A 17715-nucleotide genomic window follows, 5' to 3' on the forward strand; every position below is an offset into this window, starting at 1 on the left:
CAGATACCAAGAGGAGCCCGAAATGCGAGAGAACAAGGTCAAGACCCTTTGGTCCAAAGGCGAATGCGCCGTCACCGGCTGGCTGGCGATCCCCTCCGGCCTTTCCGCCGAGATGATGGCACAGCAGGATTTCGATGCGGTCACGGTCGATATGCAGCATGGTTGCGCGGACTATTCCGACATGCTGTCGATGCTGCAGGCGATTTCCACCACCGACAAGACGCCCTTCGTGCGCGTGCCGTGGAACGATCCGGCGATCATCGGCCGCGTGCTGGATGCCGGTGCCTTCGGCGTGATCGTGCCGATGGTCAACACTGCCGCGGAATGCCGCGCCTTCGTCGAGGCCTGCCGCTACTATCCCGAGGGCGGCCGTTCCGTCGGCCCGATCCGCGCGGGCCTCTACGGCGGTGCGGACTATTTCGCCAATGCCAACAAGACGGTCATCACCATGGCGATGATCGAGCATAAGGACGGCGTCGCCAATCTGGACGAGATCCTTGCCACGTCGGGCCTCGATGCGATCTTCGTCGGCCCGTCGGATCTTGCCGTGTCCATGGGATACACGCCCGGCTTCGATCCGAAGTGGGGCGACGTGAACGAAGCGATCGCGCTGATCGCCGACCGTTGCATCAAGGCCGGCGTCGTTCCGGGCATCCATGTCGGCTCGGTCGAGTACGGGCAGAAGATGCGCGACCTCGGCTACAAGTTCATCGCCTATCTCTCGGACTTCCGCATGCTGCAGATCGCCTATTCGCGCGCGCTGCCGTCGTTCCGTGCCGGCAAGCCGGCGCCGGACGCGCCCTGAGGCGGATAGGATCGGAGCGGGAAGATGACACAGCCGCGTCGCAGCGAAAAAGTGATCGTCATCGGTGCGGGCATCATCGGTGTCTGCGCGGCCAACGCGCTTGTCGACGAAGGCTTCGCGGTCGAGGTCGTCGATCCGCTCGATCCCGGCAGTCCGGGGCAATGCTCCTATGGCAATGCGGGAGGGCTTTCACCGGGCTCCTGCATTCCCAATGCCATGCCCGGCATCGCCGCCCAGGTGCCCGGCATGCTGCTCGATCCGGAGGGGCCGATCGGGCTGCGCCTCCTCGATCTTCCCCACGCTTTGCCGTGGCTCCTCCGTTTCCTCGCCAATTCCCGCCTTTCGCGCGTAAAACGCATATCGGACGGGATGATCGCGCTGAACCGGCTCACGCTCACCTGCTATGAGCCGCTGGTGAAGGAGGCGGGCTGCGAGGACCTGATCGTGCATCGCGGCCAGCTTTTCGCCTACGAGAATCCGAAAGGCCCGGAAGGCAGTGCCTTGTCCATCGCCATGCGGCGCGAGCGCGGCGTCAAGGTCGAAATCCTCGATGCCCGCCAGATGCGGGAGCTGGAGCCGGCCATCTCGCCGGCCTATTGCGCCGGGGTCTTCCTGCCGGAGCAGGGCCAGTGCCCCAATCCGGGCCGGCTCGTTTCCGCCATCGCGCGGCTTGCGTCGGACAAGGGCGCCGTCTTCACCCGCCGGAGTGTAAGAGCGCTCGTGCTGGAGCAGGGGCGTGTGGTGGGCGTCTCGACCGAGGCCGGCGTGATCTCGGCCGACAAGGTGGTGATCGCCGCCGGTGCGTTTTCCGCGCCCTTCGCCCGGCAGGTCGGCGTGCGCGTTCCGCTGATCAGCGAGCGCGGCTATCACATCATGCTGCCCAATGCGGACACGGGCCTGAAGGTCAACGTCAACGCCGCCGAGCGCAAGTTCGTCGCCGCGCCGATGGAGGGGGGACTGCGCCTTTCCGGCACGGTGGAATTCGCCCGGCCGGAGGCTGCGCCGAACTGGCGGCGGGCGGATATCCTGCTCAGCCAGGCACGCCACATGTTCCACGGAGCCGACCTCGGCGGCATGGAGCGCTGGATGGGCAACCGTCCCGGCACGCCGGACAGTATCCCGGTCATCGAGGTTGCCCCGCGCCACGACAACGTCATCCTCGCTTTCGGCCACGGCCATCAGGGCCTGATGGGCGGATCGGTGACGGGCCGCCTGGTGGCGGAGCTTGCCGCCGGTCGGCCGACCTCCATCGACATATCGCATTTCCGCTCGTCCCGGTTCTGATCGGGCCCGCGCGGCAACACGGCCATGCGCCGGACAAGGAGAAACCGATGTATGAAGAAACAATCGACCTGCTGATCGACGGCGTTTTCCGCAAGGGCAGCGAGGGCAAGGGCCAGCCGCTCGTAAATCCCGCGACCGGCGAGGAGATCGCCACGGTGCCGCATGCCTCGGCCGCCGACCTCGACGCAGCGCTCGCCGCTGCCGATCGCGCATTCGGCCCCTGGAAGGCGCTGCCGGCGGTCAATCGCTACAAGATCATGATGAAGGCCGCCGACCTGATCGACGAGCGGCTGGAGACCATCGCCCGTGTCCTGACCATGGAGAACGGCAAGCCGCTCGCCGAGGCCAGAGGCGAGGTCGCCTTCTCGGCGGAAGCAACGCGCTGGTATGCCGAGGAAGGCAAGCGCGCCTATGGGCGCATCGTGCCAGGCCGCGTTCCGGGCCAGCGCCAGATGGTTTACAAGGAGCCGGTGGGCGTGGTTGCGGCTTTCGCGGCCTGGAACTTCCCGGCCTCCAACGTGATCCGCAAGATATCCGGCGCGCTTGCGGCCGGCTGCTCGATCATCCTCAAGACCGCCGAGGAAACCCCCGGCACGGCCGTGGCCTTCGCCCGCTGCTTCCAGGATGCCGGCCTGCCGAAAGGCGTGCTGAACCTCGTCTTCGGGGTGCCGGACGAGGTCTCGCTTCATCTTCTCGCCTCGCCGATCCCTAGGAAGGTGTCCCTTACCGGCTCCACTGCCGTGGGCAAGCTCCTGCAGAAGCGCGCCGCGGACACGCTGAAGCGCACGACTATGGAACTCGGTGGCCACGCCCCGGTGCTGGTCTTTGCGGATGCCGACGTGGACCACGCGGTGGCGACGCTTGCCGCCGCCAAATTCCGCAATGCCGGGCAGGTCTGCACCTCGCCCACCCGCTTCTTCGTGCATGAGAGCATCGCCGGTGCCTTTGCCGCCGGCATGGCCGCGAAGGCCGCCGCGCTGAAGCTCGGCAACGGGCTCGATCCCGAAACACAGATGGGACCGATGATCGCCCCGCGCCGCTGCGACGCCATCCAGTCGCTGGTCGACGATGCCGTCGGCAAGGGGGCAGAACTCCTCGCCGGAGGCCAGCGTCTGGACCGGCCGGGCAATTTCTATGCGCCGACCGTGCTTTCCAACGTGCCGGAAAGCGCCCGGATCATGTCCGAGGAACCCTTCGGCCCCGTCGCCTCCATCGTGCCGTTCTCGACCTTCGATGAGGTCATCGCCCGGGCGAACGCTCTGCCCTACGGCCTTGCCTCCTTTGTCTTCACGAAGGACGGGGCGACCGCGCGCGATGCGGAAATGGCGCTGGAAGCCGGTCTCGTCGGCGTGAACCACACGATGATCTCGACCCCCGAGACACCGTTCGGCGGCGTCAACGAATCCGGCTTCGGTTCCGAGAGCGGTATCGAGGGGCTGGAAGCCTTCCAGCGCACCAAGTTCGTATCCGAACTGTTCTGAAATATCCCGATGAGGCGGTGGGGTATCCCGCCGCTTTCCGGCAGGAGGAAAAATGACCGACAGGACCACGCCCAGGATATTGATCGTCGATCTGGTGGGCCTTGCCATCGGTCCGGACGGGCTTCCGGATCATTCCGCCGTCAAGGCGCATGTGGAGGCCCGGGGCGGCGTTTTCCATGAGGGCTCGGCGCGTGCCATGCCGACCCCCGAGCCCGGACGGGCGCACTTCTATTACCAGCCCATGCTCTCCACCGAGGCCGAACTTCTGGCCGAAGCGGGAGACGGTCTCTACGATGCCGTCATCGCCGCGGCGACGTTCCTGCCGAAAGGCATGCGCTTCGATCTCGGCGGCGTCCGGATCGGCACGGGAACCGGCAATATGGGTTCCGCCAGTTGGGGTGGCGGTGATGGCCAGGGCGGCATTGCGCCGCTGATGAACACGCCCGGCATCAATGCGCGCGCCACCGCACAGATGGTGATGAAGGCGCTCCTCAGGGTGCGCCCCGACCTGCCGGTTGACGAGATGAACGCGCTGGTGGCTGCCGGCCGTTTTGACACCGGGACCGATCTGGTCCGCTTTCCGACCGCCAAGCTGGAGGGCAGGACATTCGCGGTGATCGGCTACGGCAATATCGGCCGGGAAGTGGCAAAGCTCGCCCGGGCTTTCGGAATGACTGTGCGCATCTTCGCCCGCCCGCGCCATAGGGTGTGGATCGAGAGCGAGGGCTTTGTCTATGCAGCCAGCCCCCTTGAAGCCGCGGCGGATGCAGACGTCCTTTCCGTCCATGTCGGCCTCGGATCGCTCGGGCCGAAAGGCCATGCCAATGCCGGGCTGATCGGTGCGAAGGTGCTATCGGCGCTCGCCGAGGGGGCTGTGCTCATCAATTACGATCGCGGCGAGTTGGTCGATATCCCGGCTCTGGCCGCCGCCCTTTCCTCGGGGCGCGTCTCGCACGCCGCGATCGATGCCGATCTCTTTTGCGACGCGTCGAGCGGCGCGCTGTCCGGCCCAATGGCTCCCTATCTGTCCCTCTTGTCGGAGCACGGCGCACGGCTGTCGCTGTTGCCCCATGCCGCCGCGGATACGGATCACCCGACCCGCGTGGTGGGGGCGATGCAGGCGGTCAATCAGATCCTCGATGCGATCGAGCGGCGCGTTGTCCGCAATCTCAGGGGCGATCTGCCCGAAGGATACACCGACGCCGGAGCCCGGACACCAGCCGGACTTGGCGGCGTGACCGCAGGCCATCTGGAGGAATTGCGTTGCGACAAGGCCCAAATGGAAGCGCTACACACCGCCGCGCAAGGCGTTCTCTTGGCGTTGGACAGATTGGCGAGTGAAGGTGTACGGACAGCGGGTAGCAATCTGTTGCTCAAGAGCAATATCCTCGCCACGCTGCTGCGAGCGCAATCACTGGAGGGACCGTTCTATGGTTTATCTGAAACAGAGTGAAGGCTGTTAACTACATAAGCTTTTCGGAGACTGCTGTCTTGCCGGAGCCGACTGGGTCGCCGATGCCGACGCGCAGGCGACCGTTCTTCGATGTCATGGAAACTCCCTTGGAATGAAGGCCCGCTCAGAAGAGTCGGACCGGCAGGGTTTCGTGCCGAAGCCTCACGATCTCCGCCTGCATGACGCCGGAACCGAGACCGTCGCGTGTTGAAGCGACCGCCGCCGCTGCAAACGCGACGATCCACGTGTCTAACATCGTCAGAACCGCGACACCACGGCGCTGGCCGACAGCGCCGCAATGGATGGCGACCGAAACGAGGTTCGACGCGACCGCGTACGGATTCATCGATGTCCATATGTTGCGAGTTTTCCAATGAAATCTCGCAGGATCGGGTTTCGGTTCACCGCGTACACATAGCGTATCTGATGGCGCGACCGATCGACAGCGTAATGCAGGTCGTCGGTCAGGATAGGGGTGGGTATGAGAACGCTTGGCGCCCAGACAGGGTCGAGCACCCAGGCGGTTGCGCCCATGTCCCAGATCTCTTTGGCCCAACCGGTGTGATCATCGCAGTAGCCCTTGAAGCGCATGGCGAGAAAGCGACCGATCTCGCCATGCGGTTCGACATAGCGCTCGATCTCCGGCACGGTGCTGTGCAGAATCGATGTCACGCCCTCGCAAGGAACAAGGACCAGCGGTACACCGGAATCGAACAGCACCTGCACGCCGCCGATATCCTGTTCGAGATTGAATTCGGCCTGATGCTGCCAGTCGATGGCATGGCCGCCGAGCCAGATGACGACGATCCGGTCGATGATGTCGGGAGCGGTGAGCAGGGCGGAGGCGACGTTGCTGATCGCGGCGATGGCGACGACATGCAGCGGGTCCTCGGGTGATGCGCGCCGTGCGCGGGCGATCAGGTCGTCGACGGCGGGGGCGGCGACAGGTCGTTTCTCGCGGCCGACATAGCGGGTGACGCCGCGATGCACGAGGCCTTCATGGGGAATGGAAAGCCGTTCGAGCAATGCGAGGATTTCCTGATAGCTGAGTTCCATGCCTTCTGCCGGATCGCATGTTGTTTCATTGACGAAGGGCGCGGCATAGATCGCCTCGACCGTGACGCGCTCTGGCGACAGCAGTGCATGGACAATGGCGAACTGGTCGTCGATCTCGTTGAACGTGTCCGTATCGATGACGATGCGACGTTTGCCGGAATGAGGCTCAAGCATCGCCAGACGATGGCCTTCGGAGAGGGACATGGGATTTTCCTTTGGTTATTGGGCGCTACGCAGGCGTCCGGCGACGCCGCGCAGGATGCGATCGAGATTTATGGCAAGCAGGCAGAAGACGAGGCCGGCAGTGACGCCGAGGCCCGCATCGGCCTTGCCGAGCGCGACATAGATCTGCTGGCCAAGCTCGGCGGTGCCGACGGTGGCGGCGATCGGCAGCATGGTGATGGCGGCCATGATCACTTGGTTGAGGCCGAGCAGCAGAGCCGGTCGAGCCGTTGGCAATTGTACGAGAAATGTGCTCTGGAGCGGCGTGCAGCCGAGTTGCCGCGCCGTTTCGAGAAGTGTCGGCGAAACATTGCGCAAACCCGTCTCGGTATAGCGAATGGCCGGCACGACAGCGTAAAGTGCGATCGCGATCAGCCCGGCAAATTCGCCGACCTTGAAGAACATCAGGGCCGGAATGAGGAAGACGAATTGCGGCATGGTCTGTAGGGCGTCGTTGACGGGGCGTAGCAGAGCCGAGAAGCGATCGCTGCGTGCGGCCAAAACTCCGAGAAGCCCGCCGGCAAGCGCACAGAGCGCCACGGCGACGACGACCAGATAGAGCGACTTTACGAAGGGCACCCAGAGACCCGTTGCCAGCACGAAGGCGAGGCTGAGGCCGGTGAAGAGTGCCAGCCGCAGTCCTGCAGCCCGCCACGCCGCCCAGACGGCCAGCGCAACTGCAGCCGGCCAGGGAAAGGCGACGAGCCCGGTATAGAGAAGCGCGGCGAGGCAGAGGATTGCCGCAGCTGCCGAGGGCCGGCCCTTCGTCATCTGCCGGAGCGCGAAGAGAAGCGCCAGCGCGGCATATGCGGCCGCGACGGCCGGCGTCATGGAAAAGCCCCAGGTGATGGGCAGCACGGCTCCGGCCAGGCCAACGCGCAGCGGCAGAACGAGATAGAAGAGAACCGCGTTCTTGATCGCGTCCAGAACGTCGCTGTAACGTGCTACGAAGCCGAGAAGCACCTCGTTGATCAGGCCGAAATCGACGATGCCGCGCGTCTCGTTCCAACCTTGGAGCAGATGAGGCGCGGCCAGCCGTGCGGCGGCGCCGAGCACGAGCGCCGCACCGGCGACCGCGAGGACGGCAGGCCAGCTGAGCCCGCCTATCCGGGTGCCGGACGTTGCAGGAGACCGGAAAAGGCCGGCGGTGATGCGGTCGACGATCACCGAGATCAGGACGATGACGAGACCGGCCAGCAGGCTCTTGCCGAGATCGGCCTGTCGCAAGCCGCTGAGCACAACCCAGCCGATATCGTCGAAGCCGCCGATGATCGAGGCGGTGATGACCATGCTGAGCGCGGCCATCGTCGTCTGGTTGAGACCGAGCGCCAGCATGGGGCGAGCGGAGGGAAGTTCCACCCAGACAAGCCGTTGCCAGGTGGAGCAGCCGCTCATTTCCGCGACTTCGAGGCGCTCGCGCGGAACTTCGACGAGACCGCTGAGAGTACAGCGCGCCATGGGCGGTATCGCGTAGATGGCGGTGGTGACGAGCCCGGCGATCGGGCCGAAGCCGAACAGCAGGAGCAGCGGCAGAAGATAGGCGAAGGCCGGGAAGGTCTGCATGAAATCGAAGGCCAGCTCCAGCCCCTGGCGCAGCCGCGGCAGGAAGAAGGCGCCGAGCCCGAGTAGGAAACCGAGCGAAACCGACAGCGGCACGGCGAGTATCACGAGCGACAGTGTTGCCATGCTCTGCATCCAGAAGCCGGCCAGCACGATATAGACGACCGCGGCAAGGACGAGGGCCGCGAGGCGGATGCCGCCTGCCTTGAAGCCGATCAGCGCCACCGCCAGAGCAACGACCGGCCAGGGCAGGAATTGCAGGATACCGATCAGCGTGGAAAGAAGCGCGCCCGCAAGCTTGCCGATAAGGCTCGTGACCGGCTGGATGGCGGGAACGAGCCAGCCGAGAACGGCGTTAATGCCAGCCGGCACGGGTATCGTCCAGTTGGCGGGGAAGGCGGCGATAGGCGGCACAGCCTTGGCAGCGGCAAGACTAGCCAGCATCAGTGCAGGCATGGCCGCCATCTTCAGGAGGGCGGATGCGGAGGAAAGTGCATTTCCAGGTTTCATGCGGGTATCGCCCGGTCGCTACCGAAAAAGCCGCTCATTTCCGCTGCCGATATCTCGCCGACGCGGTTTCCGTCCGCATCGCAGATGCTAACCGCAGCCGCGCCGCCCAGAAGCGTGGGCAGGATGTCTTCCAGCACATCCTCGGTCGTGAAACGGGGCATTGCCTGTCCGTCGCCGGTTACCGGCCGCATCACATCGACAGCGCGGATCACCCGGAGCAGCGGTACGTCGCGCAGGAATTCGGCGATATAGCCGTTTGCCGGGGCGAGCGCGATTTCGGCGGGCGTGCCGATCTGGACGATCGCGCCATCGCGCATGATGGCAATGCGGTCCGCCAGCCGGAAAGCCTCCTGTACGTCGTGGGTGACGAACACGATGGTCTTGCGCAGGATCTTCTGCAGGCGGATGAACTCGTCCTGCATCTGCCGGCGGATCAGCGGGTCTAGGGCAGAGAAAGGCTCGTCGAGAAACCAGATTTCGGGTTCGGCGGCAAGCGAGCGGGCAATGCCGACACGCTGCTGCTGGCCGCCGGAAAGCTGGGACGGGAACTGGGCTTCGCGTCCCTCGAGACCGACGAGTTCGGTCATTTCGCGAGCCCGCGCCTCGCGGGCAGTCCGGTCGATACCCTGCACCCGCAACGGAAAAGCGACGTTGTCGAGAACATTCAGATGCGGCAGCAGGCCGAAATTCTGGAAGACCATGCCCATCGCCTTGCGGCGCAATTCAGTCATCCTGCCGCGGCCGACCGCAAGCAGGTTTTCCCCGTCCAGGGTAACGCTGCCGCCGGAAGGTTCGATCAGCCGGGTGAGGCAGCGCAAAAGCGTCGACTTGCCCGAACCGGACAGGCCCATCAATACGAAGATTTCGGCCTCGTGGATATCGAAGCTCGCACCTGCAACGGCGGCGAGCGGCTTGCGGCCATCCCGCTCGCGCTGCAGGGCGGCCGGGTCGCCCGTTCGGGCGACGTCGGCCGCTTCCTGTGGCGGGAGACCATAGATTTTCCAGAGGTTTCGGCAGGCGAGTTTTACCGGTCTGCCGCTTGGGGAGAGAGGCGAGGAGATCATGACCATATTCCGGAGATGGCTACTTCTGCGCCGCGTCGATCCAGGGCGACCAGCGGGTGGTGTTGGCGTCGACCCAGGCGCTGACGACCGCGCCGATCTCCTTCTTGTTCTGGTCGATCTCCAGCATCATTTTCTGCTGGTCCTCGGCGCCAAGCTGGTATTGCTTCATGAAGGCATAGGCCGCCGGCCATTTTTCACCGAAGCCGGCGCGCACCACCTTGATGACCGGCGAAGGCAGGATGCAGCGACCGCCATCCTTTGGATCGCAGGGCGGCATGTCGAGCCAGTTCAGCTTGACCTTGGCGAGCAGCCAATGCGGTGCCCAGAAGCGCATGAGCAACGGTTTGTCGGCCGCGGCGGCGGCCTGCAGTTCTGCCACCAGCGCGCCTTCGGATCCGGCAGGAACGGCGGTCAGCGGCAGGTTGAAGTCCTCGATTTCATTTGCAGAAGCCGTCCCCCAATCGGCGGGATAATCGACGAGGCGGCCGTTCGGCAGGGTTTCGGCCGTGGCCAGCGCCGCTGCGCAGGAAGGTTCCAGCAGCGCCTTCCAGTCCGGCAGGCTGGGGCAGATCGCAAGCGTCGCGTCGGTATAGGCCCAGCCGTCGCGGGCATTGAGGCCGAGATCGCCGACGGGTTCGACCTGTTTGGCCTCCAGCATCTTCGGATAAATCTCGCCGAGATTGTTGGTCCACAGCTCCGGCGTCATGTCGATGGAGCCGTCCTGCATGCCGATCCATTGCGGAAAGCTGCCGGCGGTGACGTATTGCACCTTGTAGCCGAGTTTCTCCAGGAGCTGGCCGGCGACATGGGCCGTGATGTTCTGGCCGGTCCACTCGTTGAGCGCGATGCGGATCGGCGCCTGTGCATCGCCGAGCGGCGCGGCCGTCGCCAAGCTCACGGTAAGGGATGCAAAACCCGCGGCTGCCGCCAGGCAGATGGATCGAGCGCTGAGCACGTAATTTCCTCCTTCAATGCCTCACTCCTGAAGGCACCTTATTTCAGACCGGCTGGACGGTCTATAAAAAACCGTCCAGCCGGTCGAAATTTTTTCGGAAGAGGGTTTTTCTATGTGGACTTTTTGCTATGTCTCGTCGTGGGGTTGCGGATGAGGGGGGTCGAGCAGGCGATGAAGGACGGAAAACCGGTGCGGAAAACCCGCAAGAGCGGCGATGAGATCAGGACCGCGATCGTTAACGCAGCGACTCGCATCGTCATGGAGCGCGGCGTCGCTCGCATGACACTGGCTGATGTCGCCACGGAAGCCGGAATCAGCAAGGGCGGCCTACTGCACTATTTCGCCTCCAAGGATGCGCTGATCCGCGCCATGATTACGGCGGGGCTTGATTCCTTCGAGGAAAAGACGATGGCGATGGTGGAGGTTGACCCCAGCCCAGGCTCTTATCTGCGCGCCTATATCACCACGAGCTTTCCCGCCGAAGGGGCCGACGACATCGCGGCAGCGATGATTGCCGGCATTGCGACCGATCGCGATCTTCTCGCTGATTACGCCGTGGAAAACACAAAGTGGTCGAGCCGCTTGAAGAAAGACGGGCTCGATTATTTTTATGCCGAGGTGATCCGTCTTGCCGTGGACGGGCTTTATTTCAACGAAGCAATCGGACTGCCGCAGTTCGCCCCTGAAGACCGGAAGGCCTTTCTACGGCGCCTCATGGAGATGACGTGGGAGCGTAACGGTAACGCCGGCCGCGAGAGCGTTTAGAAAAACAAGGACGCGAGATACGGCTCTTATCCGTTGAGAACTTTGCGACACATCCGCAGCATGGTGAAGCTTGCCCGCGACCGATTGGTGCCGATAAGGCGAGTAAACAGAGGAAGAGTTGAGTCCATGAGAGCACTTGTCCAGCGCGTTTCCTCCGCCAGCGTCACCGTTGACGGTGTGGCCGCCGGTAAGATTGGCAACGGACTGCTGGTCTTCGTCTGCGCGATGAAGGGCGACACTGAAAGAGAAAGCGAATGGCTGGCGCGCAAAATCGTTAACCTGCGCATCTTCAGGGACGATGCCGATCGCATGAACCGTTCGCTTGTCGATGTCGGAGGTTCCGTCCTCGTCGTCAGCCAGTTCACGCTGGCCGCCGAGACAAAAGGCAACAGGCCCGGCTTTTCTACAGCCGCGCCGCCGGACGAGGGGAAACGCCTTTATGAGGTCTTCTCTGCCAATGTCGCAGCGCTTGGCGTTACGGTTGCGAATGGCATCTTCGGGGCGGATATGCGTGTTGAGCTCGTAAATGACGGTCCCATGACAATCTGGCTGGATACGGTGTCCGGTTAAAGGCACGGGTTCTACGGTTCGAATCCTCGCACGCCGTCATGACGAGTCTTCGACATCCTGATTGGTGGAGGACGGAATTATGCCGGGCCAATAGAAGGCATTGGTGGTTGGACGTGGACCGAATATCGCTTGGCCGACCCGAACGACATCCGCGCCTTCTTCAATGGCCATCTCGAAATCCCCCGACATGCCCATGGAAAGCTGTGTCAGGCTGGCATGGGCTGTCACGGCGCGATCCCGCAAACCGCGGAGCAGGCGAAAGCAGGTGCGCACCCGCTCATGATCGGCGCTAAAGATCGCCAGCGTCATCAGACCACGCGGCTTGAGCCGGGGGTATTCGGATAAGCGCGCGACGAACGGCATGAGATCGGCGGGATGCAGGCCATATTTGCTTTCCTCGCCGGAGGTGTTCACCTGCACGAACACGTCGAGATCGCGATCTAGGGCATCGAGCCGGCGGTTCAGTTCCTCTGCCAGGCGGAAGCTGTCCAGCGCGTGAAACTCTGTCGCCAGCCGGACTAGATATTTCACCTTGTTGGTCTGGAGATGGCCTATGATGCTCCAGCGGATTGGCAAATCGCTCAAGGTTGCCTGCTTGTCACGAGCCTCCTGGAGCTTGTTTTCCCCAAAGTCCGAAATTCCGGTAGCATGGGCGAGCCGCAAGATGTGAGCCGGGACTGTCTTGGTAACAGGAAGAAGGCGCACGTCGTCAGGGGGCCGTCCGCTACGATGGCAGGCAGTTGCGATACGCGCCTGCACGGCTTTCAGGTTCGCCGCGAATGTCGTCGTGGGATCGTTGCCGAAGCGAGCGATGTCCTCTGGCGAAAGCTCGATCTTAGATCGTGTGTTCATGCCGATCTCGCCCCGAATCAATAGGGCAACGGGAAACGCGCGACGAGCTGGCGTATCCGGCCCTTGATGTCCGGCCGGCGCGCATCGAGCGTTCCGCTACGGACAGCTTCGAGAGTGTCGAGCATGAACGCGGCAATCTGGCGATATTCATCGACACCAAAGCCGCGCGATGTCCCGGCGGCGCTGCCGACACGGATGCCGGATGTGACCATCGGCTTTTCCGGGTCGCTCGGTATAGCATTCTTGTTCAGCGTGATGCCGACTGATTCCAGCGCCTTTTCGGCGATATTGCCGGTTACGCCGATGGGACGCAGATCGACCACGGCCAGATGGCAATCCGTGCCGCCGGAGGTGATCTTCAAGCCGCCATCGGCAAGAGCCTGCGCCAACGCCTGACAATTCTCGACCACCGCCCGCGCATAAGTTTGGAACGATGGTTCCAGCGCCTCGCCGAATGCCACGGCCTTCGCGGCGATGACGTGCATGAGCGGACCACCTTGCAGACCGGGAAAGACTGCCGAATTGATCTTCTTCGCGATCTCCGCGTCATTGGTCAGGACGACCCCACCGCGTGGTCCTCGCAAGGTCTTGTGCGTGGTCGAGGTGATGACATCGGCGAAGGGAACGGGCGACGGATAGACGCCACCGGCCACGAGGCCGGCGAAGTGCGCCATATCGACCAGCAGGGTCGCGCCAACGTCATCGGCGATCTGTCGGAAGTGCGCGAAGTCCATGACGCGCGGATAGGCCGAACCGCCGGCAATCATCAGCCTGGGCCGGTGCTGACGGGCAAGCGCGGCCACCTGATCCATGTCGATGAGATGGGTTTCCGGGTCCACGCCATAGCTGACGACGTTGAACCAACGGCCCGACATGTTGACCGCAGCTCCATGAGTGAGATGCCCGCCCGCCTTGAGGTCGAGTCCGAGGATCGTATCGCCAGGGTTGAGCAGCGCGAGGAAAACCGACTGGTTGGCCTGGCTGCCCGAATGCGGCTGCACATTGGCGTAGGTGCTGCCGAACAGCCTGTTCAGCCGCTCAATCGCCAGATCCTCGACGACATCGACATTCGCGCAGCCGCCATAATAGCGGCGATGCGGATAGCCTTCGGCATATTTGTTGGTGAGCACCGATCCTTGCGCATCGAGCACGGCCTGGCTCACGAAATTCTCCGAGGCGATCAGTTCGATGGATTCGCGCTGCCGGATCGTTTCGCTGGCGATTGCGGTGGCAACGGCATTATCGGCGACAGACAACCCGGCTGCGCTCACACCTGCTTTTTTGACATTCTGGACTGCGTGCGGCGCGGCCGATGTTTGCATTGCTGATCTCCTTCAAGGTGCTGATGACTGGTTCGCCGCCGGGCTGCCTCGCGCGGCGGTGTTTCACCAGCACCTATCATGGGCGTGGTCTGCTGTTCCCCTCCGCTTGCCGCGAGTTGATCAGACCATTCGATTTGAGACGGAAACGGCCGATCTATGATTTCGATATCACCCGGAGCGCGTTTGCCAGCTTCTTGACCGCAACCTCGATCTCGGCCGGCGTATAGGCGGCAAAGCCCATCAGGAAACCGGCCCTGGCTTCGCCGGATGCGTGCAGCGCCGACAGCCCGAGAAGTTCGATCCCGACACGTCGCGCCGCGTCGATGGCTGCGCGCTCGGATAGATCGCCTGTCAGCAAGCAGGGCATTTGTAGCCCGCCGATGGGAACGCGCGGTTCGACAAAATCCGACAGGTGTTTGTTGACCAGTCCAACGAGCACGTCGAGCCGCTCGGCATAGATGCCGCGCATGGTGCGGACATATGCGCCGAAATGCCCGCCTTCCATAAAGCGGGCCAACGTCAGTTGCGCCATGGGAGCCGTGTGACCGTCCAGAAGCGTGCGCGCCACCGTCATCGGCTTCACCAGTTGCGGCGGCAGCACGACATAGCCGATCCGCAAGCCTGGAAAGAGCGACTTGGTGAAGGTGCCGATATAGATGGTGCGATCATGCGGATCGAGACCCTGCACGCAAGCCGTCGGCTTGCCCGCATAATGAAACTCGCTGTCGTAATCGTCTTCGATAATCCATGCCTGGTGCCGGGCGGCCCATTCGATCAGGGCGAGCCGACGATCAAGCGCCAGCGTCGCGCCGGTTGGGAACTGATGCGAAGGCGTGAGGAAGACGGCCTTTGCCTTTCGTGGTTCGGCCCTGATCTGCTCGACCACGATGCCCTGCCGGTCAACGTGGATCGGAACACACTCCAATCCTGCCGCATCGAAGGCTTTGCGCGCGCCGTAATAGGCCGGGTCTTCGATGAAGCTCCGATCACCGGGATCGAGCAGCATATTGGCGCAGAGCGACATGGCCTGTTGCGAACTGGTCAGCACCAATACGCGGTCGGCGGTGGCGCGCGCACCGCGCTCAAGGTTCACATAGTCGGCGATGGTGCGGCGCAGCGGCTCGGTTCCCTGCGGATCGCCGTGATGGAGGGCCTGCGCGCCGACCTCCTTGCGCACCTGCCGTTCCAGCCTCTCCCAGAGCGGAAGCGGAAATGTCCGGGTTTCCGGCACGCCATGCGCAAAGGGGCGCGGGATCAACATCTCGCGCACCCCGCCGCTGCGGAACATGCCGTTGCCGCGCTTGCTGAGGTTCGGGGCCTGGTTGCGCGCGAGCGCGTCACGCTGGGAAAGACGGCGGCCGGGCGTGAACTCTGTGATCTCGGCTACGAAACTGCCGCTGCCGACACGGCGGTCGATGAACCCCTCAGCATGAAGCTGCGCGTAAGCCGTTTCAATCGTGTCGCGTGACACCCCCAACGATTTTGCGAGCGCACGCGACGCCGGCAGCGGCTTGCCCGGCCCCAGTGCGCCATCGACGATCAGTTGCCGGATCGCCCGCTGAATCCGCGCATGAAGCGGCATCGCCGCATGGGCGGGATGGGCAAGCCATGCCTTCACGGATTCGAGTTGGGAGTGCTTGAACAAATGGTCCGAATCTCTCTGGGAAAATGGATGGGCAAATCAGGCCATTGATCGGCTACTTGTCAAGGCAATTCGTCGCCTCCGCGATCCCAAAGCCTTCAGGAGTTTCGTCACGACCATGCCTTCCAGCTCATCACCCATTCGTCTCAACGATCTGACCTATCCCATCGTGGCGGGATTGATCTCCGTTATCGTCAATTATGGCGGCACCTTCATTCTGGTCTTTCAGGCCGCAAAGGTCGCGGGGCTTAGCCCGGAATTGACGGCCTCCTGGGTGTGGTCGGTTTCGATTGGCGTCGGGTTGACCGGACTGTTCCTGAGCTGGAGGTTTCGCGAACCAATCATCACCGCCTGGTCCACGCCAGCGGCGGCGTTCCTCGTCACGGCATTGGCAACGACGCCCTATTCAGAGGCGGTCGGCGCTTACATGATCTCGGCGGTGGCCTTCGTCGCGCTTGGACTGTCGGGCTATTTCGAGAAGGTGATCTGGCTGATTCCGCCGGGCATCGCCTCTGGTCTGCTTGCGGGCATTCTGTTGCAATTCGGCATGGGCGCATTCGGTGGCGCAAGCGTCGATCCGCCGCTGGTCGGCCTCCTGATCGTCGCCTATGTCGTGTTGAAGCGCTTCTCCGCCCGCTATGCCGTGGTCGGCATCCTCGCCCTCGGACTGGTCTTCCTGCTGACACAGGGCCGGGTCGATCTGTCGGGGTTGAAACCGGAGTTTGCCGCGCCCGTCTTCACCATGCCGGAGTTTTCGCTGAATGCACTTCTATCCGTCGCGCTGCCCCTATTTCTCATCACGCTGACCGGCCAATACATGCCGGGAATGCTGGTGCTGCGGAATGATGGTTTCAAGACGAGTGCTAATCCCATCGTCACCGTGACGGGCCTCGGTTCTCTCATCATGGCCCCGTTCGGCTCCCATGCCTTCAACATCGCGGCCATCACGGCGGCAATCGCCACTGGCAGGGAAGCCCATGAAGACCCGCGCAAGCGCTGGATCGCCGGCATCGCGGCGGGCTGCTTCTATGTGCTGGTCGGGGTGTTCGGCGTCACGCTCGCCGCCGTCTTCATGGCCTTCCCGGCAACCTTCATCACGACGCTTGCCGGTCTGGCGCTGCTCGGCACCATTGGCAGCAGTCTCGCCGGAGCGATGGCCGATCCGACATCGCGTGAAGCTGCACTCATCACCTTCCTGGCGTCCGCTGCCAACATCAAACTGCTCGGCATCGGCGGTGCGTTCTGGGGGCTGATGATCGGCCTTGTCGCTTACATGGTTCTGAATGGCCGTCTGCCGTGCCGTGAACAAGGAAGGCGGCGGGGTTGCGGCTGTGATGCTGGCGTGAGGGAACGCGATGAGTGACCATCGAAGTTGAAGTGAAGGCCCTTGCGAACGATACTAGACATTATCGGAGATATCTGAGGCTCAGCAATATTAGAGGCATTGCCAAAGCACAGAAGGACAATCCTCCCAGGTGCTGGCACCCCAGGACTCCAAGTACGCCACCGAGTGCGAAGAAGACAATCGTGGCGAAGTGGAGCTTCAAGCGCAGTACAATTGCTAGCTTCTCAGTGCTCGAGTTGCCTCCTAAGAGCATGGCGATGCCAACGCCGATGTCGGTAGCGATGCCCGAGACGTGGGTTGTTCGCACACGACTACCGGAAATCCGGGTTGACGCCGCATTTTGTAATCCCATGGTTAAGCTTAACAGGCCTACTACTAGCACGCCATGTGGTGGCCGCGTGCTCAGGCTGATGACAAGCCCCACAAAGATAAGAAAAGCGGCCTCGATAATCAATGTAAGGGCGTAGATGTTGCTGCGCTGCTGTCGTTTGCCAAACTCGATAAGAATCGAGGCAATGAAAGCGCCAAAGATGAACATCGCTACGATTGTCAGGAAACCGAGCGCCAAGTCGGATTGCGAGACCGCAAAGAGATCGGAGGCCATCGAGACATTGCCGGTCATGTTGGCCGAGAAGTAGCGGTAGCCAAAGTAACCAGCACTGTTCACGCCGCCTGCGACGAACGCCAGAATTGAGGCCAGCATCAGGTCGGTTGCTGGTGTCCTCTTGTCACCTTCTTGGATGAGCATTTCGATTTTACATTGCTATGGATGCGGTGAGGGAACGAGCCCACGCCTCATTCCTGCGGGGCAAGATGCAACGCCAACGCT

The 17715-nt window shown here is 62.9% G+C and carries 15 protein-coding genes and 2 pseudogenes; 7 read left to right on the forward strand and 10 right to left on the reverse strand.

Annotation, left to right across the window (positions count from 1 at the left end; genetic code table 11):
- Positions 1 to 22 precede the first annotated feature (22 nt).
- From DSD28_RS02455 to DSD28_RS02470, 4 genes and pseudogenes are all read left to right on the forward strand, one after another.
- Positions 23 to 805, forward strand: a complete 783-nt coding sequence (locus DSD28_RS02455) for an HpcH/HpaI aldolase family protein (protein WP_119254752.1) — start codon at positions 23 to 25, stop codon at positions 803 to 805.
- A gap of 24 nt (positions 806 to 829) precedes the next feature.
- Entirely contained in the window at positions 830 to 2089 is a 1260-nt protein-coding gene (locus DSD28_RS02460) for an NAD(P)/FAD-dependent oxidoreductase (protein ID WP_119254753.1), read from the forward strand.
- A gap of 47 nt (positions 2090 to 2136) precedes the next feature.
- Entirely contained in the window at positions 2137 to 3570 is a 1434-nt protein-coding gene (locus tag DSD28_RS02465) for an NAD-dependent succinate-semialdehyde dehydrogenase (RefSeq protein WP_119254754.1), read from the forward strand.
- 76 nt (positions 3571 to 3646) lie between these two features.
- Positions 3647 to 5023 (forward strand): annotated as a pseudogene (locus tag DSD28_RS02470) (NAD(P)-dependent oxidoreductase); the annotation flags it as partial.
- Between the two features lie 16 nt (positions 5024 to 5039).
- Here DSD28_RS02470 and DSD28_RS02475 read toward each other — a convergent pair.
- The 6 genes and pseudogenes from DSD28_RS02475 to DSD28_RS02500 all read right to left on the reverse strand — a co-directional run.
- A pseudogene (locus DSD28_RS02475) lies at positions 5040 to 5120 on the reverse strand (urease accessory protein UreG); the annotation flags it as partial.
- 27 nt (positions 5121 to 5147) lie between these two features.
- The gene (locus tag DSD28_RS02480; RefSeq protein WP_119254756.1) at positions 5148 to 5369 is read right to left on the reverse strand and encodes a hypothetical protein; all 222 of its coding nucleotides are present in this window, start codon (positions 5367 to 5369) and stop codon (positions 5148 to 5150) included.
- Complete coding sequence (locus DSD28_RS02485; RefSeq protein ID WP_119254757.1) at positions 5366 to 6283, reverse strand: nucleoside hydrolase; 918 nt, start codon at positions 6281 to 6283, stop codon at positions 5366 to 5368. Before DSD28_RS02485 ends, DSD28_RS02480 begins: the two co-directional genes overlap by 4 nt.
- Positions 6284 to 6298: 15 nt before the next feature.
- Positions 6299 to 8371 (reverse strand): ABC transporter permease, encoded by a 2073-nt coding sequence (locus tag DSD28_RS02490; RefSeq protein ID WP_119254758.1) that lies wholly within the window; start codon positions 8369 to 8371, stop codon positions 6299 to 6301.
- A complete protein-coding gene (locus DSD28_RS02495; protein ID WP_119254966.1) occupies positions 8368 to 9435 on the reverse strand; it encodes a quaternary amine ABC transporter ATP-binding protein in 1068 nt (355 codons plus the stop codon). The genes DSD28_RS02490 and DSD28_RS02495 overlap by 4 nt, the downstream gene beginning before the upstream one ends.
- A 19-nt stretch (positions 9436 to 9454) precedes the next feature.
- Complete coding sequence (locus tag DSD28_RS02500) at positions 9455 to 10333, reverse strand: ABC transporter substrate-binding protein (protein WP_245424707.1); 879 nt, start codon at positions 10331 to 10333, stop codon at positions 9455 to 9457.
- A 228-nt stretch (positions 10334 to 10561) separates the two neighbouring features.
- On the opposite strand from DSD28_RS02500, the gene DSD28_RS25735 reads away from it, so the two are divergent.
- Both DSD28_RS25735 and dtd read left to right on the forward strand, forming a co-directional pair.
- Positions 10562 to 11155 (forward strand): TetR/AcrR family transcriptional regulator, encoded by a 594-nt coding sequence (locus DSD28_RS25735; RefSeq protein ID WP_162911196.1) that lies wholly within the window; start codon positions 10562 to 10564, stop codon positions 11153 to 11155.
- A gap of 126 nt (positions 11156 to 11281) precedes the next feature.
- A complete protein-coding gene (dtd, locus tag DSD28_RS02510) occupies positions 11282 to 11725 on the forward strand; it encodes a D-aminoacyl-tRNA deacylase (protein WP_119254760.1) in 444 nt (147 codons plus the stop codon).
- Between the two features lie 36 nt (positions 11726 to 11761).
- Here dtd and DSD28_RS02515 read toward each other — a convergent pair whose 3' ends face one another.
- The 3 genes from DSD28_RS02515 to DSD28_RS02525 all read right to left on the reverse strand — a co-directional run bounded on the left by DSD28_RS02515 (position 11762) and on the right by DSD28_RS02525 (position 15544).
- Positions 11762 to 12577, reverse strand: coding sequence for a YggS family pyridoxal phosphate-dependent enzyme (locus tag DSD28_RS02515; protein ID WP_119254761.1), 816 nt, complete (start codon positions 12575 to 12577; stop codon positions 11762 to 11764).
- A 17-nt stretch (positions 12578 to 12594) separates the two neighbouring features.
- Positions 12595 to 13899: a serine hydroxymethyltransferase gene (gene glyA, locus DSD28_RS02520; RefSeq protein WP_119254762.1), complete on the reverse strand. Its 1305-nt coding sequence runs from the start codon at positions 13897 to 13899 to the stop codon at positions 12595 to 12597.
- 154 nt (positions 13900 to 14053) lie between these two features.
- Positions 14054 to 15544: a PLP-dependent aminotransferase family protein gene (locus tag DSD28_RS02525; RefSeq protein ID WP_119254763.1), complete on the reverse strand. Its 1491-nt coding sequence runs from the start codon at positions 15542 to 15544 to the stop codon at positions 14054 to 14056.
- Between the two features lie 115 nt (positions 15545 to 15659).
- Between DSD28_RS02525 and DSD28_RS02530 the strand changes: the two genes are divergently transcribed.
- Entirely contained in the window at positions 15660 to 16904 is a 1245-nt protein-coding gene (locus DSD28_RS02530) for a benzoate/H(+) symporter BenE family transporter (RefSeq protein WP_119254764.1), read from the forward strand.
- Between the two features lie 43 nt (positions 16905 to 16947).
- On the opposite strand, the gene DSD28_RS02535 is transcribed toward DSD28_RS02530, so the two are convergent.
- On the reverse strand, positions 16948 to 17634 hold the full coding sequence (locus DSD28_RS02535; protein ID WP_119254765.1) for a YoaK family protein: 687 nt from the start codon (positions 17632 to 17634) through the stop codon (positions 16948 to 16950).
- Positions 17635 to 17715 lie beyond the last annotated feature (81 nt).

The sequence above is a fragment of the Shinella zoogloeoides genome (assembly GCF_003574625.1).
GTDB lineage: Bacteria > Pseudomonadota > Alphaproteobacteria > Rhizobiales > Rhizobiaceae > Shinella > Shinella zoogloeoides_A.

Coding starts and splice junctions, on each gene's coding strand:
- DSD28_RS02480 (WP_119254756.1), bottom strand. CDS start 5,369: ATGAATCCGTACGCGGTCGCGTCGAACCTCGTTTCGGTCGCCATCCAT.
- dtd (WP_119254760.1), top strand. CDS start 11,282: ATGAGAGCACTTGTCCAGCGCGTTTCCTCCGCCAGCGTCACCGTTGAC.
- glyA (WP_119254762.1), bottom strand. CDS start 13,899: ATGCAAACATCGGCCGCGCCGCACGCAGTCCAGAATGTCAAAAAAGCA.
- DSD28_RS02455 (WP_119254752.1), top strand. CDS start 23: ATGCGAGAGAACAAGGTCAAGACCCTTTGGTCCAAAGGCGAATGCGCC.
- DSD28_RS02530 (WP_119254764.1), top strand. CDS start 15,660: ATGCCTTCCAGCTCATCACCCATTCGTCTCAACGATCTGACCTATCCC.
- DSD28_RS02495 (WP_119254966.1), bottom strand. CDS start 9,435: ATGATCTCCTCGCCTCTCTCCCCAAGCGGCAGACCGGTAAAACTCGCC.
- DSD28_RS02465 (WP_119254754.1), top strand. CDS start 2,137: ATGTATGAAGAAACAATCGACCTGCTGATCGACGGCGTTTTCCGCAAG.
- DSD28_RS25735 (WP_162911196.1), top strand. CDS start 10,562: ATGAAGGACGGAAAACCGGTGCGGAAAACCCGCAAGAGCGGCGATGAG.
- DSD28_RS02535 (WP_119254765.1), bottom strand. CDS start 17,634: ATGCTCATCCAAGAAGGTGACAAGAGGACACCAGCAACCGACCTGATG.
- DSD28_RS02485 (WP_119254757.1), bottom strand. CDS start 6,283: ATGTCCCTCTCCGAAGGCCATCGTCTGGCGATGCTTGAGCCTCATTCC.
- DSD28_RS02490 (WP_119254758.1), bottom strand. CDS start 8,371: ATGAAACCTGGAAATGCACTTTCCTCCGCATCCGCCCTCCTGAAGATG.
- DSD28_RS02515 (WP_119254761.1), bottom strand. CDS start 12,577: ATGAACACACGATCTAAGATCGAGCTTTCGCCAGAGGACATCGCTCGC.
- DSD28_RS02460 (WP_119254753.1), top strand. CDS start 830: ATGACACAGCCGCGTCGCAGCGAAAAAGTGATCGTCATCGGTGCGGGC.